General features: G+C 61.5%; 21 protein-coding genes and 1 pseudogene. 13 read left to right on the forward strand and 9 right to left on the reverse strand.

Going from position 1 to position 22,054, the window contains the following annotated elements:
* The first annotated feature begins 1,133 nt into the window (after positions 1–1,133).
* A complete protein-coding gene (locus AB4Z38_RS12305) occupies positions 1,134–1,772 on the forward strand; it encodes a TMEM175 family protein (protein ID WP_441429977.1) in 639 nt (212 codons plus the stop codon).
* A gap of 177 nt (positions 1,773–1,949) precedes the next feature.
* On the opposite strand, the gene AB4Z38_RS12310 is transcribed toward AB4Z38_RS12305, so the two are convergent.
* The 4 genes from AB4Z38_RS12310 to AB4Z38_RS12325 all read right to left on the reverse strand — a co-directional run bounded on the left by AB4Z38_RS12310 (position 1,950) and on the right by AB4Z38_RS12325 (position 6,530).
* On the reverse strand, positions 1,950–2,789 hold the full coding sequence (locus AB4Z38_RS12310; protein ID WP_441429978.1) for an MFS transporter: 840 nt from the start codon (positions 2,787–2,789) through the stop codon (positions 1,950–1,952).
* A gap of 745 nt (positions 2,790–3,534) precedes the next feature.
* The gene (locus tag AB4Z38_RS12315; RefSeq protein WP_441429979.1) at positions 3,535–4,956 is read right to left on the reverse strand and encodes an MFS transporter; all 1,422 of its coding nucleotides are present in this window, start codon (positions 4,954–4,956) and stop codon (positions 3,535–3,537) included.
* Between the two features lie 360 nt (positions 4,957–5,316).
* The gene (locus AB4Z38_RS12320; protein WP_441429980.1) at positions 5,317–5,883 is read right to left on the reverse strand and encodes an AAA family ATPase; all 567 of its coding nucleotides are present in this window, start codon (positions 5,881–5,883) and stop codon (positions 5,317–5,319) included.
* Positions 5,883–6,530 carry a bifunctional 4-hydroxy-2-oxoglutarate aldolase/2-dehydro-3-deoxy-phosphogluconate aldolase gene (locus AB4Z38_RS12325; protein WP_441429981.1) on the reverse strand — a complete coding sequence of 216 codons (648 nt, stop codon included), beginning with the start codon at positions 6,528–6,530 and terminating at the stop codon, positions 5,883–5,885. Before AB4Z38_RS12325 ends, AB4Z38_RS12320 begins: the two co-directional genes overlap by 1 nt.
* 134 nt (positions 6,531–6,664) lie before the next feature.
* On the opposite strand from AB4Z38_RS12325, the gene AB4Z38_RS12330 reads away from it, so the two are divergent.
* From AB4Z38_RS12330 to AB4Z38_RS12350, 5 genes are read left to right on the forward strand one after another with little or no spacing between them, the layout of a single operon-like run.
* The gene (locus tag AB4Z38_RS12330; protein ID WP_441429982.1) at positions 6,665–7,645 is read left to right on the forward strand and encodes a Gfo/Idh/MocA family protein; all 981 of its coding nucleotides are present in this window, start codon (positions 6,665–6,667) and stop codon (positions 7,643–7,645) included.
* Entirely contained in the window at positions 7,638–8,633 is a 996-nt protein-coding gene (locus AB4Z38_RS12335; RefSeq protein ID WP_441429983.1) for a LacI family DNA-binding transcriptional regulator, read from the forward strand. The genes AB4Z38_RS12330 and AB4Z38_RS12335 overlap by 8 nt, the downstream gene beginning before the upstream one ends.
* Entirely contained in the window at positions 8,630–9,259 is a 630-nt protein-coding gene (locus tag AB4Z38_RS12340) for a VOC family protein (protein WP_441429984.1), read from the forward strand. Before AB4Z38_RS12335 ends, AB4Z38_RS12340 begins: the two co-directional genes overlap by 4 nt.
* Positions 9,201–10,103 (forward strand): sugar phosphate isomerase/epimerase family protein, encoded by a 903-nt coding sequence (locus AB4Z38_RS12345; protein ID WP_441429985.1) that lies wholly within the window; start codon positions 9,201–9,203, stop codon positions 10,101–10,103. Before AB4Z38_RS12340 ends, AB4Z38_RS12345 begins: the two co-directional genes overlap by 59 nt.
* Entirely contained in the window at positions 10,100–11,092 is a 993-nt protein-coding gene (locus tag AB4Z38_RS12350) for a Gfo/Idh/MocA family protein (RefSeq protein WP_441429986.1), read from the forward strand. Before AB4Z38_RS12345 ends, AB4Z38_RS12350 begins: the two co-directional genes overlap by 4 nt.
* Before the next feature lie 162 nt (positions 11,093–11,254).
* On the opposite strand, the gene AB4Z38_RS12355 is transcribed toward AB4Z38_RS12350, so the two are convergent.
* The gene (locus tag AB4Z38_RS12355; protein ID WP_441429987.1) at positions 11,255–11,461 is read right to left on the reverse strand and encodes a hypothetical protein; all 207 of its coding nucleotides are present in this window, start codon (positions 11,459–11,461) and stop codon (positions 11,255–11,257) included.
* A gap of 127 nt (positions 11,462–11,588) precedes the next feature.
* Here AB4Z38_RS12355 and AB4Z38_RS12360 point away from each other — a divergent pair, with 127 nt between their 5' ends.
* The 7 genes from AB4Z38_RS12360 (at position 11,589) to AB4Z38_RS12390 (ending at position 17,828) form a co-directional block, all read left to right on the forward strand.
* Positions 11,589–11,873, forward strand: a complete 285-nt coding sequence (locus tag AB4Z38_RS12360; protein WP_441429988.1) for a hypothetical protein — start codon at positions 11,589–11,591, stop codon at positions 11,871–11,873.
* 146 nt (positions 11,874–12,019) lie between these two features.
* Positions 12,020–13,285, forward strand: a complete 1,266-nt coding sequence (locus AB4Z38_RS12365; protein WP_441429989.1) for an ABC transporter substrate-binding protein — start codon at positions 12,020–12,022, stop codon at positions 13,283–13,285.
* Between the two features lie 58 nt (positions 13,286–13,343).
* On the forward strand, positions 13,344–14,258 hold the full coding sequence (locus AB4Z38_RS12370) for a carbohydrate ABC transporter permease (protein ID WP_441429990.1): 915 nt from the start codon (positions 13,344–13,346) through the stop codon (positions 14,256–14,258).
* Positions 14,255–15,115, forward strand: a complete 861-nt coding sequence (locus AB4Z38_RS12375; protein ID WP_441429991.1) for a carbohydrate ABC transporter permease — start codon at positions 14,255–14,257, stop codon at positions 15,113–15,115. Before AB4Z38_RS12370 ends, AB4Z38_RS12375 begins: the two co-directional genes overlap by 4 nt.
* The gene (locus tag AB4Z38_RS12380; RefSeq protein WP_441429992.1) at positions 15,112–16,098 is read left to right on the forward strand and encodes a Gfo/Idh/MocA family protein; all 987 of its coding nucleotides are present in this window, start codon (positions 15,112–15,114) and stop codon (positions 16,096–16,098) included. The genes AB4Z38_RS12375 and AB4Z38_RS12380 overlap by 4 nt, the downstream gene beginning before the upstream one ends.
* Positions 16,099–16,232: 134 nt before the next feature.
* Positions 16,233–16,982, forward strand: coding sequence for an SDR family NAD(P)-dependent oxidoreductase (locus AB4Z38_RS12385; protein WP_441429993.1), 750 nt, complete (start codon positions 16,233–16,235; stop codon positions 16,980–16,982).
* A gap of 381 nt (positions 16,983–17,363) precedes the next feature.
* The gene (locus AB4Z38_RS12390; protein WP_441429994.1) at positions 17,364–17,828 is read left to right on the forward strand and encodes a VOC family protein; all 465 of its coding nucleotides are present in this window, start codon (positions 17,364–17,366) and stop codon (positions 17,826–17,828) included.
* Positions 17,829–18,112: 284 nt separating this feature from the next.
* Here AB4Z38_RS12390 and AB4Z38_RS12395 read toward each other — a convergent pair whose 3' ends face one another.
* From AB4Z38_RS12395 to AB4Z38_RS12410, 4 genes and pseudogenes are all read right to left on the reverse strand, one after another.
* Complete coding sequence (locus tag AB4Z38_RS12395; RefSeq protein WP_441429995.1) at positions 18,113–19,651, reverse strand: glycoside hydrolase family 32 protein; 1,539 nt, start codon at positions 19,649–19,651, stop codon at positions 18,113–18,115.
* Complete coding sequence (locus tag AB4Z38_RS12400; RefSeq protein ID WP_441429996.1) at positions 19,644–20,597, reverse strand: carbohydrate kinase family protein; 954 nt, start codon at positions 20,595–20,597, stop codon at positions 19,644–19,646. Before AB4Z38_RS12400 ends, AB4Z38_RS12395 begins: the two co-directional genes overlap by 8 nt.
* Positions 20,598–20,646: 49 nt before the next feature.
* Positions 20,647–21,738 carry a LacI family DNA-binding transcriptional regulator gene (locus AB4Z38_RS12405; protein WP_441429997.1) on the reverse strand — a complete coding sequence of 364 codons (1,092 nt, stop codon included), beginning with the start codon at positions 21,736–21,738 and terminating at the stop codon, positions 20,647–20,649.
* 118 nt (positions 21,739–21,856) lie between these two features.
* Positions 21,857–22,054, reverse strand: a pseudogene (locus AB4Z38_RS12410) (right-handed parallel beta-helix repeat-containing protein); the annotation flags it as partial.

Below are 22,054 nucleotides of genomic sequence, written 5' to 3' on the forward strand. Positions count from 1 at the left end.
TTTTCGCAGGTCAGGGACTTATTTGGCCCCTGACTGTGCACAAATCAGCTTTTTATGGGCCCATTCGGGGCCATTTTTGTTAGTGGCCGTTGGTTTGGCCGTGCGCCGCTTTCCTTTGTGTTAGGCAGGATGTCCCTGTTCTTGCTTCTTCATGGCTTGAAGAGGACAGGGCTACATGACTTGTGAAGGTGCCGTTGGTCTGGCTCAGCCTGGGCCAGGTTCAGTTGCAGGGCCTGCGTTGGGCTGCCGCCGGCGGTGCGGTGATGCCGGGGAGGGATACGGTCTCGGCCAGCTGACCGCCCGTGAAGGAAACGGCTTTGGATGCCACTGCTTTTATCGTTCAACGGTCTTCCGCAGTGACTCGCGGCTAACAGCCTAGGTTGTCTGTCAGTCCCGGGCGGCGTTCCGATGGAGGGAGCACGGCTGGGCAGAGGGGCCGGAGTGCAACTTGGGGAACCGGGAACGATCCAAAAGTTGGCGAGGAATGAAGCGACGTAGGAGCGCCGAAGTTTTGGATCGGGACTGGCGCGTGGCGCCCTGGTTTCGCGTCGGACCCGCCCAGCGACGATGGGGCATCAGAACGACAAACCGCCAAGCACCTTTCGGTCCTTCTTGGTTTCTCGGGAAGGGCGAGGCATGACGTGATCCGTGCGGTCTGGTTCTCACCGCAAGGGTGCCCTGGCGCCGCGGTGACCTTCCAAGACGCGCTCTGCCCGTGGACGACGTTGGGCGCGAGGTGTCCTCAGTATCTCAGGTGGCAGCTTGTTCTTGGGCCCGGAACTACGATGGGATCTCACGGACAGGTGTTGGCCGCGTTGCCGTCCGAGGATGGCGGCATCGAGGTGGATGTAGACCGCATCCGCCGTGTCGTCGTACCTCATCAACATCGTCTCGCCGCGCCTCTGGTCCCGGATTCGCTTCTCGACTCTAACGGTGTCATCCAACCAGATGCTCTTGGATCGGCAGGCCATCCGGATTCGACTCTGGACGTATACTTCGGAACTCCGATGTGGTGCAGAGGACTTAAGACAAGGAAGAGTTCGAAGCCGCCTGCACCCTCAACGGTCTCCGGTGAGGGTGCGGGTGGCGGATGCCGAGTTCGCTTCGGACAGTTGTCGGAACATACTGAATGAATGCAAACAACCCGCGGCTTGGACAGGCTCGTTTTCTTCACGGACGCAGTGACGGCCATTGCCATCACTCTGCTCGTGCTGCCGCTGGTCGACTCCGTCACCCAGGCGGCCCACGACGGGCTGAGTGCTGAGCAATTCATCGGGAACAATTACGCTGCGATCTCCGGCTTCGCCTTGAGTTTCGTGGTGATCGCCCGGCTCTGGCTTGCCCACCATTCGGCGTTCGAGCATGTCAGGTCCTACAGCAGTCTCCTCCTGCTGCTCAACCTGTTTTGGGCGTTCACGGTGGTGGTGTTGCCGCTGCCGACGGAAATGGTGTCCCAGTTCAGGACTTCGCCCCTCTCGGTCGGCGTCTACATCGGGACGATGGCCGCAAGCAGCCTCACGCTCACGGCGATGACGCTCTTGATCCGGAAACACCCGCAGCTCGAGATGGAAGAGAATCCCATTCCTGGCCGCGAAGTCTTCTCCAGCGCCGTTTCGACGATCGGGTTCTTCATCGCCCTGATCGTGGGAGTCCTCGTGCCCCCCATCAACTTCTACGCGCTGTTGATTATTTTGCTGACCGTCCCACTGCAGCGGGTCTACGATCGAAGATCAGCTGCTGCGCGTCTGACGCCAGCCGCGCAATCATCTTAAAGCGGATCGGACCGGCCGGGAGGAGCAACGGTCCCGGAAGGTTCCGGCGTTTTTAGAACCCGAGGATGTCTCCGCCCGGCATTTCTCCCGCACGTCAGTCTTCGATGGGTAACGCTCTGTCATGGTGAAGTCTTTTCTGCAGACAAATAGTAGATGTCGGACTGAAAATGAGGAGATCTATGGGTTGGTGCGGGCAGGCGTCTTGCCCATCGCGGCCATGGCGACCAAGCCGATAATCGGAATGAGTGTCAGCTGGATGATTCCGGCGGTCTGCCACCCGAAGCTGTCGCGCATGGACGTGACGAAGTAACCGGAAGCGCTGGCGGGAATGTACATCGCTGCGATCATGAGGCCACTCACGCGACCGACGTACTTGACGTCCACCGACCGCTGCATCAGGGTGCTGGTGTTCGTGACCACGATGCCGCTGAACGCGGCGCCAAGGAGTGCCGAGAAGATCATCTGGACGGGAACTGGGGTGGAGAATCCGAAGATGGCCACCCCCAGTGCCATGATTGCGAGCAAACCTGTCATGTTGAGCAGTCTTTGATCGACGCGGTCAGCGATTGCACCGCCGACGAGCGCTCCCAGGGCACCGATGCCGAACATGCTAGCCGCCAGACCAGACTCTGAAGGTGTGAATCCGAGCGCTTCACGAAGATACGTCGGGTACAGTCCCAGATAGCCGTAGATCGCGAAACCGCCGGCGATCGCGACGAAAACGCTGCACACCACACGACGGTTCAAGAAGCGCAGACCGTTCGTGGTCGCCGATGAGGATGACGCGTCTGGTATTTGCATGCGGCCGACCTCGGTGACGGACTTCGGTACAAGGACAAGAACCATGAGAAGAATGACCAGTCCGATTCCGCCGAAGACGACCAGGGGTGCTCGCCAGTCGCCCGTCGCCGACAGGATGGCTCCGCCGAGCAGTGGTCCGGTGAAGCCGCCCAGGCCGAATGCTGCGCTGACGGAGCCGAGCGCGAACCCGCGGTTACGGCCGCTTTCGACATGCATTTTTGGACCCTTCCTCCTGGTTCTGCCAACACAATTTCATGCCGGTCTCTGTTGCAGGCGACATGACCTTGCGGCCCAAACCCTCGGTTTCCAAAGGCGTTCCTGGTTCAGCGGGAACGTCAATGGGGATCCCTGTGGCAGGCGTACAGGCCGTCCACAGAGTCCAGGTGTGTGGGATCCGGGCTTTCTTCCGGGGCGGTCCTGGCTTTGTTGATCCGTCATGGCCGGTCCGGGTCTAGACGCGCGGCAATCGGGTGACTACCTGAGCCTGCTCTTCAACGGCCATGGGCTTGCTGGCAGGGAGGACGACCGGAAACCGCCGGCGCATCACGCGGCGGATTTCGGGCATACGGAGTTTGTCCGGCAGACTGAGGGTTGAAAGACGTCGAACCGAGACATGGGCCGCCCCATCACTACCGTCTGATGAAACGTACGTTGCTGTGTCTCGCAACCGAGCCATTGTCAGGAGTGCCGAATCGGACCCTATTCTGACAGTCTTCGGCTACGTGCCTGATGTCAGGTTGGGGTGTAGCTCAGCCGGCTAGAGGGCGCGGTGTAGCAGGCCTGTTGCGGTTGGCTTCGAGATAGAGACGGCCGGGACTCTCTTGAGTTCGCATACTTCAGCCGATTTGCTGGCGTTGGGCAGACGCGAGATCGCCCTCGACCGGGCCTCGGTCGAGGGCGATTCCCAATATTCAGGGTGTGACGCGTTTATCGACGCCCTCGTCAGCAAATAACAGGACGTTTAGGGCTTTGATCCATGCGTCCGGATCCCGCTTGATGCAGTTTCCGAGATCAGGTGCTCACCCTTCAGCACCTCTGGGTCGGCCGGAGCGACAGTGGCGCGTCCCGTGCGGCTGCCCGTCTCCGGGAGCGTGAAGTAGACGATGAGGCTGAGGGCGACAATGGCGATCATGTAAACCGCTACGTACATGGGCTGTCCGGCGCCGACGAATGCTGCTGCGATCAGTGGTGCGGTGCCTCCGAAGACGGCGATGACGATCTGATGTGCGAACCCGATGCCGGACACCCGGACAGCGGCCGGGAACAGCTCGGCCTGGATGGTCGGGTAGACGGCCTGCCAGATACCGAGAACCACCCATCCGGATGCCGACACCAGAACGTACACGCCGAAGCCTGGCTGGTTCAGCAGCAGGAGCAAGGGGTAGAAGAGCGCGATCATGCCGATGGCACCGATGATGGGGAAGATCTTGCGACGACCGATGCGGTCGGAAAGATAACCACAAATCGGCACGATGATGACGAGCAGGGCCAATCCGATGACGCTTCCGGCCAGGGTGGAGGACAGGTCCCGGCCCGTGGTCAGCTTGGCGTAGGTGGGAAGGAAGGTGGCCCAGGTGTAGTAGGCCACGGCCGGAGCCGAGAGTGCGGCCGCCTGTAGCAGAGCCTTCGGGTGCTCACGGAGCAGGTCCATAAGCCGCGCCCATGCGGACTTCTGATCGACGAGGGCGCTTGCTTCAAACTCGGGCGTCTCGTCTGCGCGGGCCCGCATGACGAGACCAACGACGCCAAGAACGCCGCCCACGAGGAACGGAATGCGCCAACCGAAGGCGGCGAGGTCTGCAGGGGCAAATGCCGATGTCACCATCGCCGCGCCGCCGGTCGCTGCGAGGGTCGCGAGGCCGCTTGCCATGTTGGAGAAGGATCCGAACAGGCCCCTACGGTTCGCGGGAGCGTGTTCGACCATGAACGCGATGGCGCTTTGCTGCTCAGTGCCGGCCGAAATTCCCTGAAGGATGCGCGCTACTAGGAACAGAACTGGCGCTGCGTAGCCGATCGTTGCAAATGAAGGGGTCAGGGCAATGATCAGAGCGCCCAGCGCCATCCCGGAGATGGACAACGTCAGGATGAGCCGTCGTCCGAAGCGGTCAGCCAGTGGCGAGATAATGATTCCGCTGAATGGACGTACAACAAACCCGACGGCATACGTGAGCAGGGCCGCGACAAGGGATGCGAACGCGGAATCACTTGGGAAGATCTGTCCCGAAAAGACGGCTGCCAGCAGCCCGTAGATGTACCAGTCGTACCACTCCACGAAGTGGCCGATCGTACCAGCGATCATGTTGACGCTGCGGCGAGGCCGCACGGACGCTTCAGGAAATTCTGAAGAGCCCGGACTGTCGAGCGCTTCTTTTGAGGTCTTCATTGAACTCTACTTTCACGGTGTTTAGGGAGGGAGTACCGGGATGATTTGAGGCAATCCGCGCGGCGGCAGACTGCGATATGGGCGCCCGTTGCCAAGCATGGGACCGTTTGGAGGCCTCTTCAAGTCCCCTGATCATGTTTCCCTGTCCAGCTGTTCTTACGGGTCGGGTCCTGGTAGGTACGTAATGAGATCGGTTGCTGAGATCGGTTGCAACAACATTACGAATGATTGGTCAGACTTGTCAACGTTTAATTGCGGCGGCGCAGGTTTCGACGATGCGCCCTTGGTTTTGAGGACGGCACGGTCTCAAGGGCGAGGGTCCTGCGCCTCGTTGATCAGCGTGCGCAAGTGTGTGCGCCACTAATTGCCTGAGGCCAGTTCACTGCCTTCGACTGGAAGAAGCGCCTCGTTGTTGACGTCCAGGAATTGCACTCCGGACCATGCGCACTCCAGGCTGCCATACACCGACCAGTAGTCATCCCAATGGGCAAGTTTCCATTGGTCCCGTTCCAGTCCGCGGCGGGTCAGCCGAGCGCGTAGAACGTCTTGAGGTACCCGAACGCGTATCACCGTGATCTCGGATGAGGGCCACTGGAAGTCCTCTGCCGCACGAGTCAAATAGTCTGCTTCTCCGAAGTAGGCTCCGAAGGGGGCATCGAGGACAACGGACCGGCCGAGGCGCAGGTTCACCCCAGCCACATCCATGAGAGTCTCGTACTCAAGGGGCAGCAGATTGTCGCGATAGTAGTCGTTGGATTCCCGGTCGGTGGGGTCGTGCCCGGTAGCGGTCAGCGCGAATTCAACGAAACGGCCGCTGACCCGGTCCTTGTCCAGGTATGCCGCTTCGTGCTCCTGTGCTGTTTGTTGGGCAATCGTCGTTTTCCCTGAGCCCGCCGGCCCGATAACAATGAAGACGTGCGGGTACATTATTGGCGGGCCTTTGCCACTGCTGAGAGGAACTCCTCGGCAGCTTTGGTGACGCGGGTAAAGTCGCCGTCCGGCTGCCATGCTTTTGTCACGTAGCTGCCGACGCCGACTCCGACAACGCCCGCCGCAAACCATTCGCTGACATTCTCCAGCGTTACGCCGCCTGCAGGCATGATTGGCAGATGTGCGAGCGGGGCGAGCACGGACTTGGCATAGGGGATGCCGCCGGCCTCGGTGGGGAAGAGTTTGAGGATGTCAGCGCCCGCTTCGGCGGAGTTTAAGAGCTCGGTCGGCGTGTATGCCCCGCTGACGGTTGGTACCTGGTAGCGGTTGGCTGTGCGGATCATCGCGGGGTTCAGTTGAGGGCTGACCAGGAACTCAGCGCCGGCGCGGATGCATTCGTAGGCCGAGTGCTCGTCCAGCACCGTGCCGGCGCCCACCGCTACTCCGTTGGGTCCGTGCTTGGTGGAGAGCCGGCGGATGACGTCGACGGCTCCGGGGATTGAAAGGGTGATTTCAAGGGCGCGGAAGCCTCCTGCGATGGCAGCTTCCGCCACACGTTCCGCCAGGTCGGCGTTTTCAAGGCGGACGATGAGGACCGCTCCGGATTCGTCGATGGTCTGCAGGGTGCGAAGTTTCTTGTACATGCTGGCCTTTCTTAAGGCCCAAGCGGTTTGGTTGCCTGGGCCGCTGTTGAGGTGTCGTTGACAAACTCTCCCACCATCCATAGTGTTATTGCAACCGATCTCAGCAACCGATCTCATACAAGGGGGTATTGCGGTTGACTCATGTACGCACCATCATTCTTGGCGCTTCCCACTGGCACGTTCCGCTGTACGCGCGGGGCATTGTCGAAGAGCACGAGGTCATCGGAGTCAGTGACGACGATGTATCCCTCGTGCAGGAGCTGGCCGAAGGCTGGGGGGCGCCGGTTGAAGATGACTGGCAGAAGCTGGTTGATCTTCCCGACGTCGGTCTCGCATATGTCTTTGGTCCCCATGGGGGTATGCCCGAAAAGTGTCTCGCCCTGATTGAGCGCGGTATTCCGTTCGTCGTGGAAAAGCCGTTGGGCACGTCCCTTGCCGAGCTTTCTGCCGTGCGTCAAGCCGCCGAGGCTGCCGGCGTGCCTGCCACTGTCCCCCTGGTCCAGCGCGGCGGACCTACAGATCAATGGCTTGCCAAGGCAGGTCGGCCCACGTACCAGCGAACCTCATTCATTGCAGGACCGCCATCCCGGTATCTCGACAATGCCAATCCTTGGATGCTCGACCCGGTCGAGGCGGGCGGGGGTTGTCTGGCCAACCTGGGTCCACATTTCGTGGATCTGTTCCTCCAGGGCTGCGGTGAGTCAGCGGCACATGTGGAATCGCGGCTCTCCTCGGTTCTTCACCACCAGGCCGTTGAGGATCATGCCAGCCTGATCCTCACGACTCCGGAGGGACGCGAAGCCATTATTGAGGTTGGCTACGCATTCCCTGGCTCCCCGCTTAAGCGCTACTGCAGCTTTACCTCGGTGGGTGAGGCAGGATTCGCGTCCGTTGATTCGGACGGTACAGCTACCTTCACCGCACTGGACGGCACCACGGAGGTCGAGAAGATCGACGTGGACAGTGACCCTCTCTATGATCCGTTCGTGCGGAGCGTTGCCCGGACGCTGGATGATGGATTCCGGGGTCTGCCTACGCTGGCCCAGCTCGAAAACGTCATGCGCCCCATTTGGCAGGCCTACGACGACCAGCACGGAGGAAAAGAACATGCCTGATTTGAGTATCGACGTCGTCGCAAAAGCTGCCGGTGTCCACCGGTCGACGGTCTCCCGGGCGTTCTCACGCCCTGAGGCGGTGAAGAGCGAAACACGTGAGCACATTCTCCGGGTCGCCGAGGGACTCGGCTACACGATGAGTCCACTCGCCCAGGCGCTTCGTCGTAAGACGAGCACCTTCATCCCGCTGATCGTCCCTGACATCACAAACCCGTTCTTCGCTGAACTTGCCAAGACGATGACACAGGCAGCTGACGAGCGCGGCTACCAGCTGCTGCTCTGCGTCACCAACGGGGACCCGACCAAAACCGATGGGTACTTCACTGCCATGCAGGCGATGTATGCCCCCTTCGGGATTGTGGCCCCGTCAACAAAGGTCGATACCGAGGCCCTGAAGCGCTTCGACTTCGGCCATAAGGTCGTGGTGATCGACCGCGTGGAAGGTGACGACTCCGTTCCCACCGTCACCGTCGACAGCCGCCAGGGAATCTTGCTCGCGCTGGAGCACCTGCATTCGCTGGGGCACACCTCGATCGGCTACGTATCCGGCATTGCCGGGACGCACACCGCCCAGGACCGGATGGATGCCTACCTGGAGCTCACAGCCCAGAGCGGCGGCACGCCCATCGTGCTGGACAGCGGGTCAGATCTTGATGCGGGCACGCGGGGAGCAGAGCATTTCCTGGAAATGGACAATCCCCCAACGGCCATCATTGCAGCCAATGACATGGTGGCCTTTGCAGTGATTTCGGCACTTGGCCGAAGCGGCGTACGGGTCCCGGAAGACGTATCCGTCATCGGGTTCGACGGTCTCGCTCTTGGTGCCCGGTTCAACCCTCCTCTGACCACCATCCGGCAGCCGATCGCCGACATGGGACACATTGCCATCGAACTCGCCGAGAAGCAGATCGCGGATGGCTCGGTGGACCATATCGTCCTCGAACCTGAGCTCCTGGTGCGCGGATCCACCTCGGGACCACGCAAATGACCGGGGGACAGGGCGCGGTGCTCCGGCGTCTGCCGGGGCTCCAGCACACGGACCATGTCGGCCTGACGGTTCCGAACCTTGAGGAAGGCATCCGGTTCTTCGTCGACGTTCTCGGAGCCGAGGAACTCTACCGCTCCGAACGCGGGCCCGACGAAGAATTCATGCCCACGAACTTCGAAGTCCCGGCAGATGCCAAGCTCACGCTCGCCATGCTGCGCCTTCCACCGAACCTCAACATCGAGCTTTTCGAGTGGAACAGCGCTGAGCGGCGCGATACGCCACCGCGCCACTGCGACGCCGGCGGGCACCACCTGTGCTTCGTAGTAGACGATGTTGATGAAGCGATCGCTGTGCTGCAGGAAACACCTGGGGTACGCGTGCTCGGTGAACGCAAGGAAGTCGCGGGCGACAGCCCCCGCGTAGCCGGCAACCGCTGGACCTACTTCATCACCCCATGGGGACTGCTGATGGAAATCGTGGACCGATCCCGCGTCGCAGTCCCGCCCCGGCTGGTCGGCCCTGCGGACTGGACAGCAGCCCACAACACTTCAGAAAGGACAATGAACAATGCGGCTAGCGGGTCACACACTAGGCACTCCGGACCACACGGTTCCCCAAGCACTTAAACTCTTCCGAGCCGCCGGGCTCGATGCCGCCGAAGTCATCTACCAGGATGACTACAGGTCCGGATTGCCGTTAGGTGACCGGCGCGCCGCCATGGAGGCACTTCAGGCGGCCAATAGTGAAGGCGTGCCCATCGTGGGTCTGACGCCTTACACAACCGCCATCAACTCACTGGACGATGCAGAATGGCGTAAAGCAGTCGATGAATTCCGGGGCGCCATAGAGACTGCACACCTGTTCGGCGCTGACCGGGTCCGTGTCTATGCTGGTTCCTGGCACCCCGGTGACAACGACCACGCGGCGCGATGGGTAAAACTGCGCCAGGCATTGGAGACGCTCGCACCTGAAGCTGACCAGGCAGGGGTTCGCCTTTGCGTGGAAAACCACTTCGGCACCATGACCCAGACCGCGGCGGACACCGCCGCACTGGTCCGGGAAATTGCCCACCCGGCCGTCCGCGTTCTCTATGACCAGGCAAACCTGACATTCACGCACGATGAATCGTTCGAACAGGCCTTTGCTGTTCAAGGGGACCTGATCGGTCACGTGCACGTGAAGGACCTCGTCTTCACGAACCCCAACGCGGCTTTCCGCGCCACTGAAACGGCCCGGGTCAACGCGTCCGAGCGTGCCGTCCGGTCCCGCGTGGTGGGAAGCGGCGTCGTTCCGTGGTCCCAAGTCCTGGCCGCGTTGCTGCAGCATGGCTACGACGACGTGCTGAGCATCGAGCTTGAGTACCGTTGGCACCCGCAAGACCTGCCTGTGCCCGAGGACGGATTCCGGGAATCCGCCGCCGTGCTGCGCTCAATGCTCTCTGACCTGGCCAAAGTGAGGAACATCCAATGAACACCAACCGTCTCCGCGTCGGAGTTGTCGGCGCAGGCAATATCGCCACCATTGCCCAGTTGCCCACCCTCGTACAACGTGCCGACGTCGAATTGGCCGCCTTGGTGTCACGGCGTGAGGACCCAAGCAACCTGGTCCGACGCTGGGGCTTCAACGCAGCCTACAAAACGGTGGAGGACATGCTGGATTCCCAGGAGCTGGATGCGGTCTTCGTGCTGACGCCACGCTCCGAGCACGCCCATGCCGTCCAGCTATGCCTGAGCCGTGACGTCGACGTGTTCTGCGAAAAACCGTTGGCTCCGGCAAGCGATGAAGCAGAACGACTGGCAGACCTGGCCGACGAGCGCGGACGAGTGCTGATGGTCGACTTCAACCGCCGCTACGCGCCCGTTTACACGGCCGGCCGGGAAGTCTTCGGCGACCAAGGTGCCACCTTCTGCGTCGCCCAAAAAAACCGGCCTGGATCGGAATACCGTGCGACATTTGAGAACGCCATCCACATGGTCGACCTCCTCCGCTGGTACTGCGGCGGCGAACCGGAGCACGTGGCCGCCCACGCCGCCGGTGACGACCCCTGGGAAGAAGACGGCATCGCAGCGATGATCCGTTTCAGCACCGGCAACACAGGAGTGCTCATGGCAGCCCGCACGGCAGGTGCCTGGAACGAGAAACTGGACGCCTACGGTGACGGTAAGACCGTAGAGGTCAGGGCACCCGAAACTGTCTCGATCACTGACAGGGGAGTCACCACCTCACGGGAGCTTAGCGCCGAGGCGTACGGCTGGGCTACCGCCACAGACACCCTGGGCTTTTCTGCCGCCGTTCACCATTTCCTCGACCGGGTCGCCGACCGGGCGCAGCCGCTGACCTCAGGCCGCGAAGCTGTCTACACCCAGCGCCTGCTCGACCAGATCCTCGCTGCTTCCGGCTTGCCGACAGAGGAGCAAGCCGGTCGGGAATGGGCCAGCCATGCAGTAAACGCAAGCTGAACAACCACGCCCGACCCGCCGATCTCCACGCCTGGTGCTTGACGAAAGCACTCTGGAAAGAGCTGCCTGAACACACCCCACAGAAATTAGGGAGGTGTAAAGATAGCTCCATTCCGCCTCCGCCAAAGTAGACCGCATAGCGGGGGAGAGGGGCCAGGCCTGCTACGCGGCCGGCTCGCCCCGCTTTCCGGCATCCTGCTGGTCGCGTTCAGCGCCAGGCAAGCGGTTTCGGCGGTATCCCCACTCCTTGGTCCGATAAGCGAGGACCTGCCCCTCGACGCACTGACGACAGGGTTCCTTGGGGTGCTGCCGACCGTCGGCTTCGCAGTGATGGGCTTCCTGGCCCTCCCGCTCGTCCGGCGTATCCACCTGGAAAACCTGCTCCTGTTTTCGATCCTACTGACAACACTTGGCCAGGTCGGCCGCGCACTGGGATGGGCCACCCCGGCCTTTTTGGCCTTCACCTGGATCACCATGCTGGGAATCGGGGTGGTCAATGTCGTCAGTCCGCCGCCGCTTCGCCCACGGAGTCGGCTACGCCCTCGCAAGCGCCGGCCCCTTCCTCTTCGGTCTCCTGCATCATCCAGGGGACCGCTGGCTGCCCTCTTTTGGCATGCTCGGAGCCTGGCTCCTGGTGCTCACGCTGGGGGCCAGCATGATCAACAAGCCACGCGAGCTTGAAGATGCCTTCCCGGGTGAGACAGCCAAGCACTCAACAGAGCAAGACACTGATGGGGTTCTCGGCTCCAGCAGCTCCCAAAGTCGACATCATCTTCGCTGACAATCCAGAACGCCACTACCCCAAACCCCGAGCCAAATAGATCCTTGACAGACCCTTTTCGCCACCCTATGTTTATTGCAACCGATCTCAGCAACCGATCTCATTCGTGGTGACGTAAATGCAACCGATCTCAAAGGAGAGACTCAATGATCAAAAGTGCAGGCGCTTTGACCGCAGTTGCCCTGGCCGCGGCACTGCTGACAGGCTGCTCAAGCAGCAATCCGGGCGACACCGGCAACAACAGCGAAGCCGGTCCCGTGACGTTGACGTACTGGGACTTCATGGACCCCAGCCAGAACAACCCGCGGTCCGCGGCGCTGAAGCAGAACATCGAGAACTTCGAGAAGGAAAATCCCAACATCCGTGTCCAGCTTTCGACGGTTTCCTTCGGCGACATGATCAGCAGGCTCCCGCAGGCGGCAGCAGCGGGTCAGACGCCGGACGTTGTGAAGATGTACGCACCGGTGGTTCCACAGATGGCTGCCGCCCAGGTCTATCAGCCGCTTCCAGGGGAGGCCAAGCAGATCACCGACTGGCTGCGCCCGGTGGATAAGCTGGCGGACAAGGATGGAAAACAGGTAGCCGTGCCGTACGACTACCGCACCTGCACGCTCTATTACAACGACAAGATCCTCAAGCAGATCGGAGCGGCCGTACCCGCGACCTGGGACCAGGTCGCGGACGTAGCTGGAAAAGCAGCAGCCGCCGGTTATACGGGGTTTGGCACGGGATTCTCCGGCGTCGACAACTCGGCGATCATCTCGACCTTCTTTGATTGCTTCATGAGTCAGGTGGGGCAGGAAATCTCAAATCAGGACGGCAAAGCCACCTTCAACACTGAGAAAGGCAAGGAATTCGCCGACTTCCTTGTCAAGCTCAAAAAAGCCGGAGGCATGTCCAAGAGTGTGGTGGGGGACCAGTACTCGACAGTCAATGACGGTCTCCAAAACGGCACTGTGGCGATGGCCGTCCTCGGAACTGAACGCCTGTTGACCCTGCAGAAGGCGAACCCGGACATCAAGTCTTCCACCCTGCCCAAGACCTCAAACGGCTCGGATACCGGATCGACATTCGGCTGGACGCTTGGCATCGGTGCCGGAAGCAAGCATGCCCAGGCGGCTTGGAAGTTCATTGAGTACATGACCGGCCCGAAAGCCGGGGCAGTCATGGCAACCGGAGGTGACGTACCCACTCGCTCCGCGACCTTCAAGGATCCCTACTTCACCACTCCCGGGGCCAAGACCGTGCTGGAGGTCAGTAAATTTGTCGAGCAGCACAGCGAGCCCCACCCCTACCCGGACAACTGGATTGCCATCGCAGGCGGCCTCGCCGGCGCCGGCCAGGAGCTGTACCTCAACAACCGTTCAGCGGACGAGTTCATGAAGATTGCCCAGGACGCGGCCAACAAGTGAGCCTCGGTCCGGACAGGAATAACGACGGAACAGCCCTGGCCCCAGGAAAGCGAACCCCATGTCAGTGACACAAGTACGACGCACAGCGCGGAGTATCAAACCCCGAATCCGGACTTCCCGGAAAGACCGCGCTGTCTGGCTCTACGTCGTCCCGGTCGTAGCGGTCTTCCTCTTCGTCTTCGTCGGGCCCCTGGTCTTCACAGCCTTGACTGCCCTCCACGAAACCACGTACTACCAGATCAAAGAGTTCTCCGGGCTGAATTCGTTCACGAAGCTCTTCTCAGACAAGGATCTACCCAAGCAAATCGGCACCACCCTTGCCTTCTCACTTGGTGCGCTGGCCATCGCCGTGCCGCTGGGGTTTGCCTCTGCAGTGGTATTGAACAAAATCATCCGCTTCAAGCGGACGGTCCGGAGCCTGTTCCTGCTTCCTTGGCTGATGTCCCAAGCCACCGTCGGCACCCTCTGGCTGTGGTTCCTCAACCCCAACTACGGTCCGGGCACGGCCATCACCAAGGCACTTGGTTTCGGACCCACGGACGTGTTCTCATCACCTGGTTCTGCCCTTGTGGCCGTGACTCTCATCACCGCATGGTGGTCTTACCCGCAAGCGATGGTCCTGTTCCTTGGGGCTCTGCAGACCGTTCCCATGGAACTTTACGAGAGCCTTCGCGTCGACGGAGGGAACGCCTGGCAGGGCTTTGTGAACATCACGCTGCCCTTCCTCCGGAACACCATCGTCTCGGTCGTCGTCGTCCTGCTGATGCTTTATGTGCAGATGGTTACCATCATCCTGGTCACCACGCGCGGCGGCCCGCTTGGCGGTACCGAAACGCTCTCCATGCGCGTATTCAACAAGACGTTCCAAGACTTTGACCTGTCGGGAGCCTCGGCAACGGCCATCCTGCTCTTCGCGATCAACATCGCCCTGACCCTGGTAGCAATCCGCTTCCGACGGAAGGACACCCTGTGACTGCCACTATCCCCGCCCGACGCCGACGCCCGGGACAGATTCTGCAACGGTTACCCATTTGGGTCGTTGTTGCCGTGACCGCCGCCCTGGTGCTGCCACCCATCCTGTGGATTTTGTCGACATCCCTGAAGACTGAAGCGAACACGGTGGCTTTCCCGCCGGTATGGATCCCCGACCCGGTCTCCTTCGGCAGCTACGGCGGGCTGTTTACCTCCGCCAATATTCGCTTCTTCGCGAACTCACTCATCTACGCCATCGGGTCAATCGTCCTGGCCTTGGCTGTGTGTATTCCTGCAGCGTATGTCGCCACCCGCTTCCGCGGCCGCCGAATGGAGGCCCTCATGACGGCAATTCTCGTGCTGTCCATGGTCCCTGGTGTCGTCGTTTTCATTGCGCTCTATTCGATGTTCGTCAAAACGTCCCTCATCAACACCTACCCTCTGCTGATCGTGGTCTACACGGGCATCATCTGCGGACAGACGATCCTGTTCCTGCGCAACTTCATCGAAAACATTCCGGTTGAGATCGAGGAAGCAGCGGCGATCGATGGCTGCAGCCGGCGCCAAATCCTCCTGCGGATCGTGCTGCCCTTGATCCGTCCTGGCATAGCAGCCGTTGCAATCTTCATCTTCGTCTTCGTCTGGAACGACTTCCTTGTCGGAACCGTCCTCGCAACAACCGAGGACATGAAGACCGTGCAGAACGGCATCGTCCGCTACATCTCAACGGGTTTCGGCAACTTCTGGGCCTCCTTCGGCGCCTTCGTCATCGTCGCCTTCATACCCGTCCTGGGCATCTTCGCCGTATTCCAACGCTGGTTCATCGCCGGCCTGACCTCGGGAGGCGTCAAATCATGACCGTAACGGAACATGCTCCCCGCGTCGCCGTCGTAGGAGCGGCCGGCTGGGCCGGATCACGGCACGCACGAGCATTCGTCGCAGCCGGTGCCGACGTCGTCTTCCTTGTTGACAAGGACGACCGCGCCTACCTGCTCGCCCGGGAGCTGGGGTCAGCGTTGGTGCCCAGCACTGAGGCACTCCGCCCCGAGGACCTGGACCTCGTGGTCGTTGCCCTCCCGACCACCATGCAACCTGACGTCTGCGCAGACCTGCTCAACAGGGGTTTCCGTGTGCTGACTGAAAAGCCGGTAGCCGCAGATACCGAAGGCGTTGCCGTCCTTGCCGCTGCATCCGGCGTCAACGAACGCCTTATGGTCGGGTACACCCTCCACAAGCATCCCGCCGCACCCCTTGTCTCTCAATGGGTCAGGGACCACGACGTGATTGCCGTGTCCGTCCGCTCCGTGGCCCATAAACAGAAGGTCGACTCGTGGCGCGCCGACCCGAAGGAGGGCGGCGTCGCGGTCATCAACGGCATTCACGCCATCGAACTAGTGTCATCCTGGTTCGACGGCGACCCGAAAGTTCTGGCCGCCAGCGCCAGCAGCAGTCTGTACGGTTCGCAGGTACCAGAACACGTCATCGCCACCCTCGAATTTCCTGAGGGCGCGGTGTTGAACCTTCAGAGCTACTGGTCTCCGTGGCAGGAGCCTCAAGGTCTCAATCAAGGTGACTGGAGCCTCACCATCGATGTCCTGGCAAGCACCGGCCGGATGTTTTGGTCCAACGATTCCCTTCACGCGTGGGAACGGGACGGCAGCCAGTACGAGAAGACCTTCGATCCCTCGGACCTCTTCCTTCGCCAGGCAGAGGCAGCACTGAAGTTCTGCACGGGAGAGACCCCTGCAGTCACATTCGCCCAGGCACTCCGCGCCACCGAAATCGCCGACGCACTCCTGGCAGCGGTAGCCTCCCGAGCTAAGGACGTGGTCGCCCCGTAGCATGATCAAACCTGACCACATGGCGACCGGCCGAACCGAGCAATCTCAACTAAGGAATTGAACATGAAGCGATCACCTCACGCTCCAGCCGCGGGAGAACAGCGGTGCCGCCGCGTCCAGAGCGGCGAGAACAAATGAGCCTCAAAGACCAGGTGGTTCTGGTAACCGGATCCAGCGGTGGCATCGGCGACGCCGCTGTCAGCGCACTGATCGCTGCAGGCGCCATCGTCATTGGCGCTGATCGTTCCCCTAAAGAGGACCAGCCATTGGAGGCGTTCTACCCCCTCGACATCACCTCGGAACAACAATGCGCAGCTGCAATCCAGGACATCGCATCCAAACACGGGCGCATCGATGTCCTTATCCACGCAGCGGGAGTACTCGGCACCACCCCCGGCATTATGGAGACAACAACCGAAGAGTTCGACTCCATCCTGAGGATCAATGCCTCCGCGACCTTCACGATGGTGCGGGAAACAGCCAAATCGATGCTCGAGTCCGGCACCGCCGGCGCCATCGTGGTCCTGTCCTCCGTTGCGGCCAAAGAAGCACGCCTCAACTACCTGCCGTACAACGCGAGCAAGCTCGCCGTATTGCACATCATGTGGTCATTTGCAGAATTGCTGGGACCTCAGGGGATCTCCGTCAATGCCATCGCACCAGGCCCGGTGAATACGCCGATGTGGGCACAATTTGCTAAAGATTCCGGCCCGGACGCGGCTGCCAACAGGGCGAAGCGGGCAGCGCAATTGCCGATGCGCCGGTTCGCCGAACCCGACGAAGTCGCCCGCGCCATCCTTTTCCTTGCCGATCCCGACAACCGCTACATCACAGGAGTATCCCTCGACGTGGCAGGCGGAGCACACCTGGGAATCGGAACCTGAGCCGCTCTGTACGGGGCCTCGCAATCGCCAAGGCCCCGTCACGCCGCTCTCTTGCAGACGGCAACCACGCCGTGCCTATCCGCCAGCCAAACCCGGTACCGAGGCCTCAAGGCTACTCTGACTTCCTGATTGTCACTGAGCAACCGAGACGAGTACGAAGCCATTGACAATCTACCAAGGAGACACCGCAATGTCCGTTCCGTTGGTCCAGCTGTTTCCGGATCCAGTGACCGCTGCCGAAACGATCCTCCTCACCGACCGGGCAGCCGGAGCAGCGGCGATCCGACTCACTCTTCGCTCCGATATGAGCGGCGGACCCACCCGGGCACCGACAGTCGACGAGCCCGGTTCAAGCCTCTTCGGAATTCATAAGGAAGCGACATGGAAACTGCAATCAGACACCATCACACGGCCTTGCACGTTACGGACTTGGAGCGCAGCGCACGATTCTACGTGGATGGGCTTGGACTAAGCCGCTTGGATACGTGGACGTCGGGACCGTACATAGGCGAACTCTTCGGCCGTCCCAACGTCAAGGTCAAAGCGCTGATGCTCACGACAGGTGACGGAAGCTTCCGGCTTGAACTGGTCCAAGTCGAGGAACCTCCGGCCGCCATCAACCCATCCGAAGCGCAGCCGGGCACGGCGCATCTTGCCTTTACAGACATTGACGTACGGAAGGTTTTCGTCAAGATGACGGCGCTGGGCTACGGGTCGTTGTCCGAACCGGTTGAGCCGACGTCGGGCCCAAATTCAGGGGGCCTGCTGATCTACATGCTCGATCCGGACGGGAATCGCGTGGAGCTCATTCAGGCGCCGGACTGGCAGGGAAGCGACAAGTCTTGAGCTATCGGCACCCAGAAGAACATGCCCGGAATGCTCGGACGCCAGGTGACCACATTGGAGCGAGTAGAGAAATATCGTATGGAACTAGGATCTGCCTGACGGTTCCGGCTTATAGGCGCCGCTACTCATCAAACGGTGCGGCTGAATTGTTGGCAGGCTTCCCTCGCAGCGTTCGGCCCATACCCCTCGAACAAACTCCATAACGGGCGCTAGACCAATCGTGGGTCCCTGCCGGTGGCTGGCCCTCTTTCCTGCAGGACGTGGGCACTGCGGCGCGGCCGCCATTAGGACAATGCCGTGACGGCTAGTTTCCGCACAATGGCCGTGCCGCCTTTTGCGCACACGTCGGTGCCCAGGTTCCCGGACAGCGGAAACACCAGATCGCTCAGGGCGACCCTGCCGCCCTGGGCGAAGACCTCCACCGAGCACTGGTCGACGATTAGCCTTAGCCGTAGCACGCCGTCGTCGAGTTCCACTGGTGCGGACTCAGCCGACGCGAACTTGTCGTGGAAGGCGGTGTTTCCGGAATTGCGGCGATCCAGGGTGAGCCGGCTTGTCATGGCATCGAAGCTGAGAACCGTTGCGGCGCTGCCGTCCGGTGCGCCGAGAAGCCTGAAGGCAACGTTCCGTGCTGTGCCGGGCAGGATTTCGGCCTCGATCAGCTGGGCTGATCCGGGCACCGCGTCGGGCAGTTGCAGCAGGGAGTCGTGAAGTTCCATGTTCTGGATGGTGCGGACAGGCTCCCTACCGTCCAACGACAGCACCGGGCGCTGCATCAGGCGCGGGAAACCGTCCACTGTCGCGAGCTCGACCTCCCGGGGAAGCGACATACTGGAGCGCCACGGGGACGTGGGCAAAGAGTTGGCGTAGTCCCAGTTGTTCATCCAGCCGATCATGATGCGGCGGTTCTCCGGGGCATTGCTGAAGGAGACGGCGGCGTAGTAGTCACGTCCCCAGTCGAGCCACAGACAGTGTCCGAGATCCGTGGTCCCGTCGGCATCCGCTGGAACGAGCGAATCAGGGTCGGCGGTGAACTGCACCCCATCGAAGTCGCCGACGAAGTATTGCCCTCCGGAGCCGCCGGCCACGGCGCCCGGGTTGATATTGACCACCAGGACCCACTTGACGTTGTCAGGGTCTCCGTCGACGGGGAGCGGGAAGAGGTCGGGGCATTCCCATTCGCCGCCGCTGGCGTTGGCGGGGCCGAAGGTGCTCAGGTATTCCCAGTCCTTGAGGTCGGCCGAGCGGTACAGCACAACCTGCTGGTGTTGGGCCTCCACCGCCGCCATGATCCAGCAGGAACCGGCCGGTCCCTCGTGGCGGAACACCTTGGGGTCCCGGAAATGGGCCGAGCCGCGGCCGAGCACCGGGTTGCCTGCGTATTTGCTCCAGGTCATGCCGGCGTCCGTGGAGAACGCGAGGGACTGGGCTTGTGTCCCTTGGTGCGCCGCGCCTTCCTTGAAGGCGCTGGTGTAGATGGCGACCAAGGCCGGATCTTCTGCTGTGCCGAATCCTGACGTATTGCCGTGGTCCACCACGATGCTGCCTGAAAAGACGTCTTCTTCCTCGTCGCAGGCGATGGCAACCGGGTGTTCGGTCCAATGCAGAAGGTCGGTTGAGGTCGCATGTCCCCAGGACATGTTGCCCCAGACGTTGTCGAAGGGGTTGTTTTGGTAGAAGAGGTGGTAGACGCCCTGGTGCCACACGAGTCCGTTGGGGTCGTTCAGCCACGTGTTCTTGGCTGTGTAGTGAAGTATCGGCCGCAGGTTGGGGGCGGCTTCTTCGGCGTGGCCCCCGGCAGGGTGCGTTGTTATTTCAGTCATCGGAGTTCTTTCGGGAAGTCTGGGCCAGTTCCAGGGATCGGATAAGTTCCGCCCGCGTGGGCGGGTACGCTCCGTGCCGTCCGACCGTTATGGCCGCAGCGAGCGAGGCGGCTGTTCCCACGCGTGTGAGTTTGCCGTAGCCGAAATCGTCCTCGGGGTCCTCGATGAGGCCGGCGATAAGCGATGACATGTAGGAGTCGCCTGCGCCGACAGTATCTTTGACGACCACTGGTGTTGCCGGCACGTCGATCTCGGCGGCATTCGAGCGCAGATAGGATCCGGATGCGCCATCGGTGATGATTGCCAGTTCTGTCCCGAGATCAAGTAGCCGCCGCGCGATGTCGTGAGGGGACGTGCGCGGGTAGAGCCACTGGGCATCGTCCGAACTGAGCTTCACGACGGTAGCCAGGGCAACTGTGTGTTCGAAGGTCCTGAGCGCTTCAGTGTGGCTATGGAGCAGTGTCGGGCGGATGTTGGGGTCGTACGTGATCAGGCAGCGGCGGGAGAACAGTTCCAGCAAGGACCGGACCTGGGTTGCTCCAGGCTCCATGAAGGAGGCCAGTGACCCTGTGTGCAACACCTTCGGGAGGAAAGTGGGGCTGAATTGGGGGAGGTTCCATTCGAAGTCGAATTCGTACACTGCGGAACCGCTGCTGTCCAGAAGCGCCCTGGCGGTGGATGTGCGGTTGAGGTGTTCGGCTCCCGGAAGCAGGCGTACCCCCGCGGTGTCCAAGTGCCGTTGGATGGCCTTGCTGCGTTCATCGCTGCCCAGTGCGGTGAGAAATGCGGTGCTGACGCCTAGCCGGCCGAGTCCGAACGCGACGTTCATCCCTGATCCGCCGGGAAACTCGACGGACCCTGCCGCGGTGTCGATGATGTCGATGATGGCCTCGCCGACGACGACGACATCCGTTTCAGGGCATGGGGGAACTGGGGTGCTGTGCATTCGAGGTCCTTGGAAGGTTGGGCGCGTCCCCTACTGGACGCGCTCGAGGTCAGGTGTTGGGGCGTGTGGGTGAGTCCGGTGCTGCCCTACTGGGAGCGCCCTTGTGTTTTGGGGAGGCGACCGAATCGCGAAGGACTAGGGGACAGGGAAGAAGGGTCGGGTGAGCGGCGAACAGCCGCAGGTCGGTTTTTCCCTCGATGGCGTCGATCAGGTTTTCGGTTGCCCATGCGCCCATTTCGTAGTGGGGCAGGGCGACGGTTGTCAATGCGGGGTAGAGGTTTTCGGCGATAAGTTGTTGGTTGTCGAAGCCGACGATGGAAATGTCCTCCGGAATCCTGAGGCCAAGTTCCCCGGCGGCCCGGTACGCACCCATGGCCATGCGGTCGTTGTAGCAGAACACGGCCGTGGGTCGGCTTTGGGGCTTCAGCAGGCGCAGCGCCGCCTGGTAGCCGCCGGGCACCTCCGAAAGCTCGGACCGGACCAGTTCTTCATGGAAGGGCAGCCCGGCGTCCGCGAGTGTTTCTTTAAAGGCCCTGAGCCGGGAGTGGGTGGCCGGCACGTCGTCGGTGTTGTTGAGCATGCCGATCCGGGTGTGCCCGGCGTCGATCAGGGTTTGCACGGCCGACCTCGCACCGGCGATTTCGTCGGGGATGACGGAGGAAACAGTGTGGCTGATGTCTTCGGAATCCACCAGGACAGCGGGGAGCCCGGCAAGGTTCTTGGGGACGGCCAGTTTGCGGTGATACATCGTGGCGTACAGGATGCCGTCCACCTGGCGGTCCAGCAGATCCGCCACATCACTTTCCCTGGAATCCTGGGAGCTGGTGCTGGTGGAGTTGATGATCATGATGCGGTACCCGCGGGCACGTGCCGTCTCCTCGGCCCCCAAAATGATCCGGCCAGCGTGCGGGGTGGTGGCGATTTCCTCGCTGATGAAGCCGATCATGCCCGAGCGTTGGGTGCGCAGGGCCTGCGCCAGCCGGTTCGGGCCGTATCCGAGACGCCGCGCCGCTTCGTGGACCCGCTCCCGCGTCTCCACCCCCACCCGGGCGTAGACAACGTCATTGAGGACGTGGGAGACCGTCGTGACGGAGACGCCGGCTGCGGCTGCCACGTCCTTGATGCCAACCGACTTGTTCATTGGTCTCCCACGTCCTTATGTTGATGCTGATTCTATGTCCGGGTAATTGCTGCGTGCGTTTTATTCGTCCCGGAGGCCGGGTGGCGATCCTCGGGGGGGCTCGCCGGACCTGAGCGGGTTACTGGGCCACAAGGGGTGCGTGTGCCGCCTGGAAACCGACCGTGGGTGTGGCCCTGAAGGCGTTGACGGCCCTGTCTGCGATAACTTGGCCGTCACTTCCGGAATCAAGGATCGTATTCCGGGCTGATTCGGAATCAACCATGACGGCCGTAACGGCGAGGCCGTCCGTAGCTTCGGTCGTCAACAGCGCGTCCAC

The organism is Arthrobacter sp. 2RAF6, from assembly GCF_052115205.1.
GTDB lineage: Bacteria > Actinomycetota > Actinomycetes > Actinomycetales > Micrococcaceae > Arthrobacter.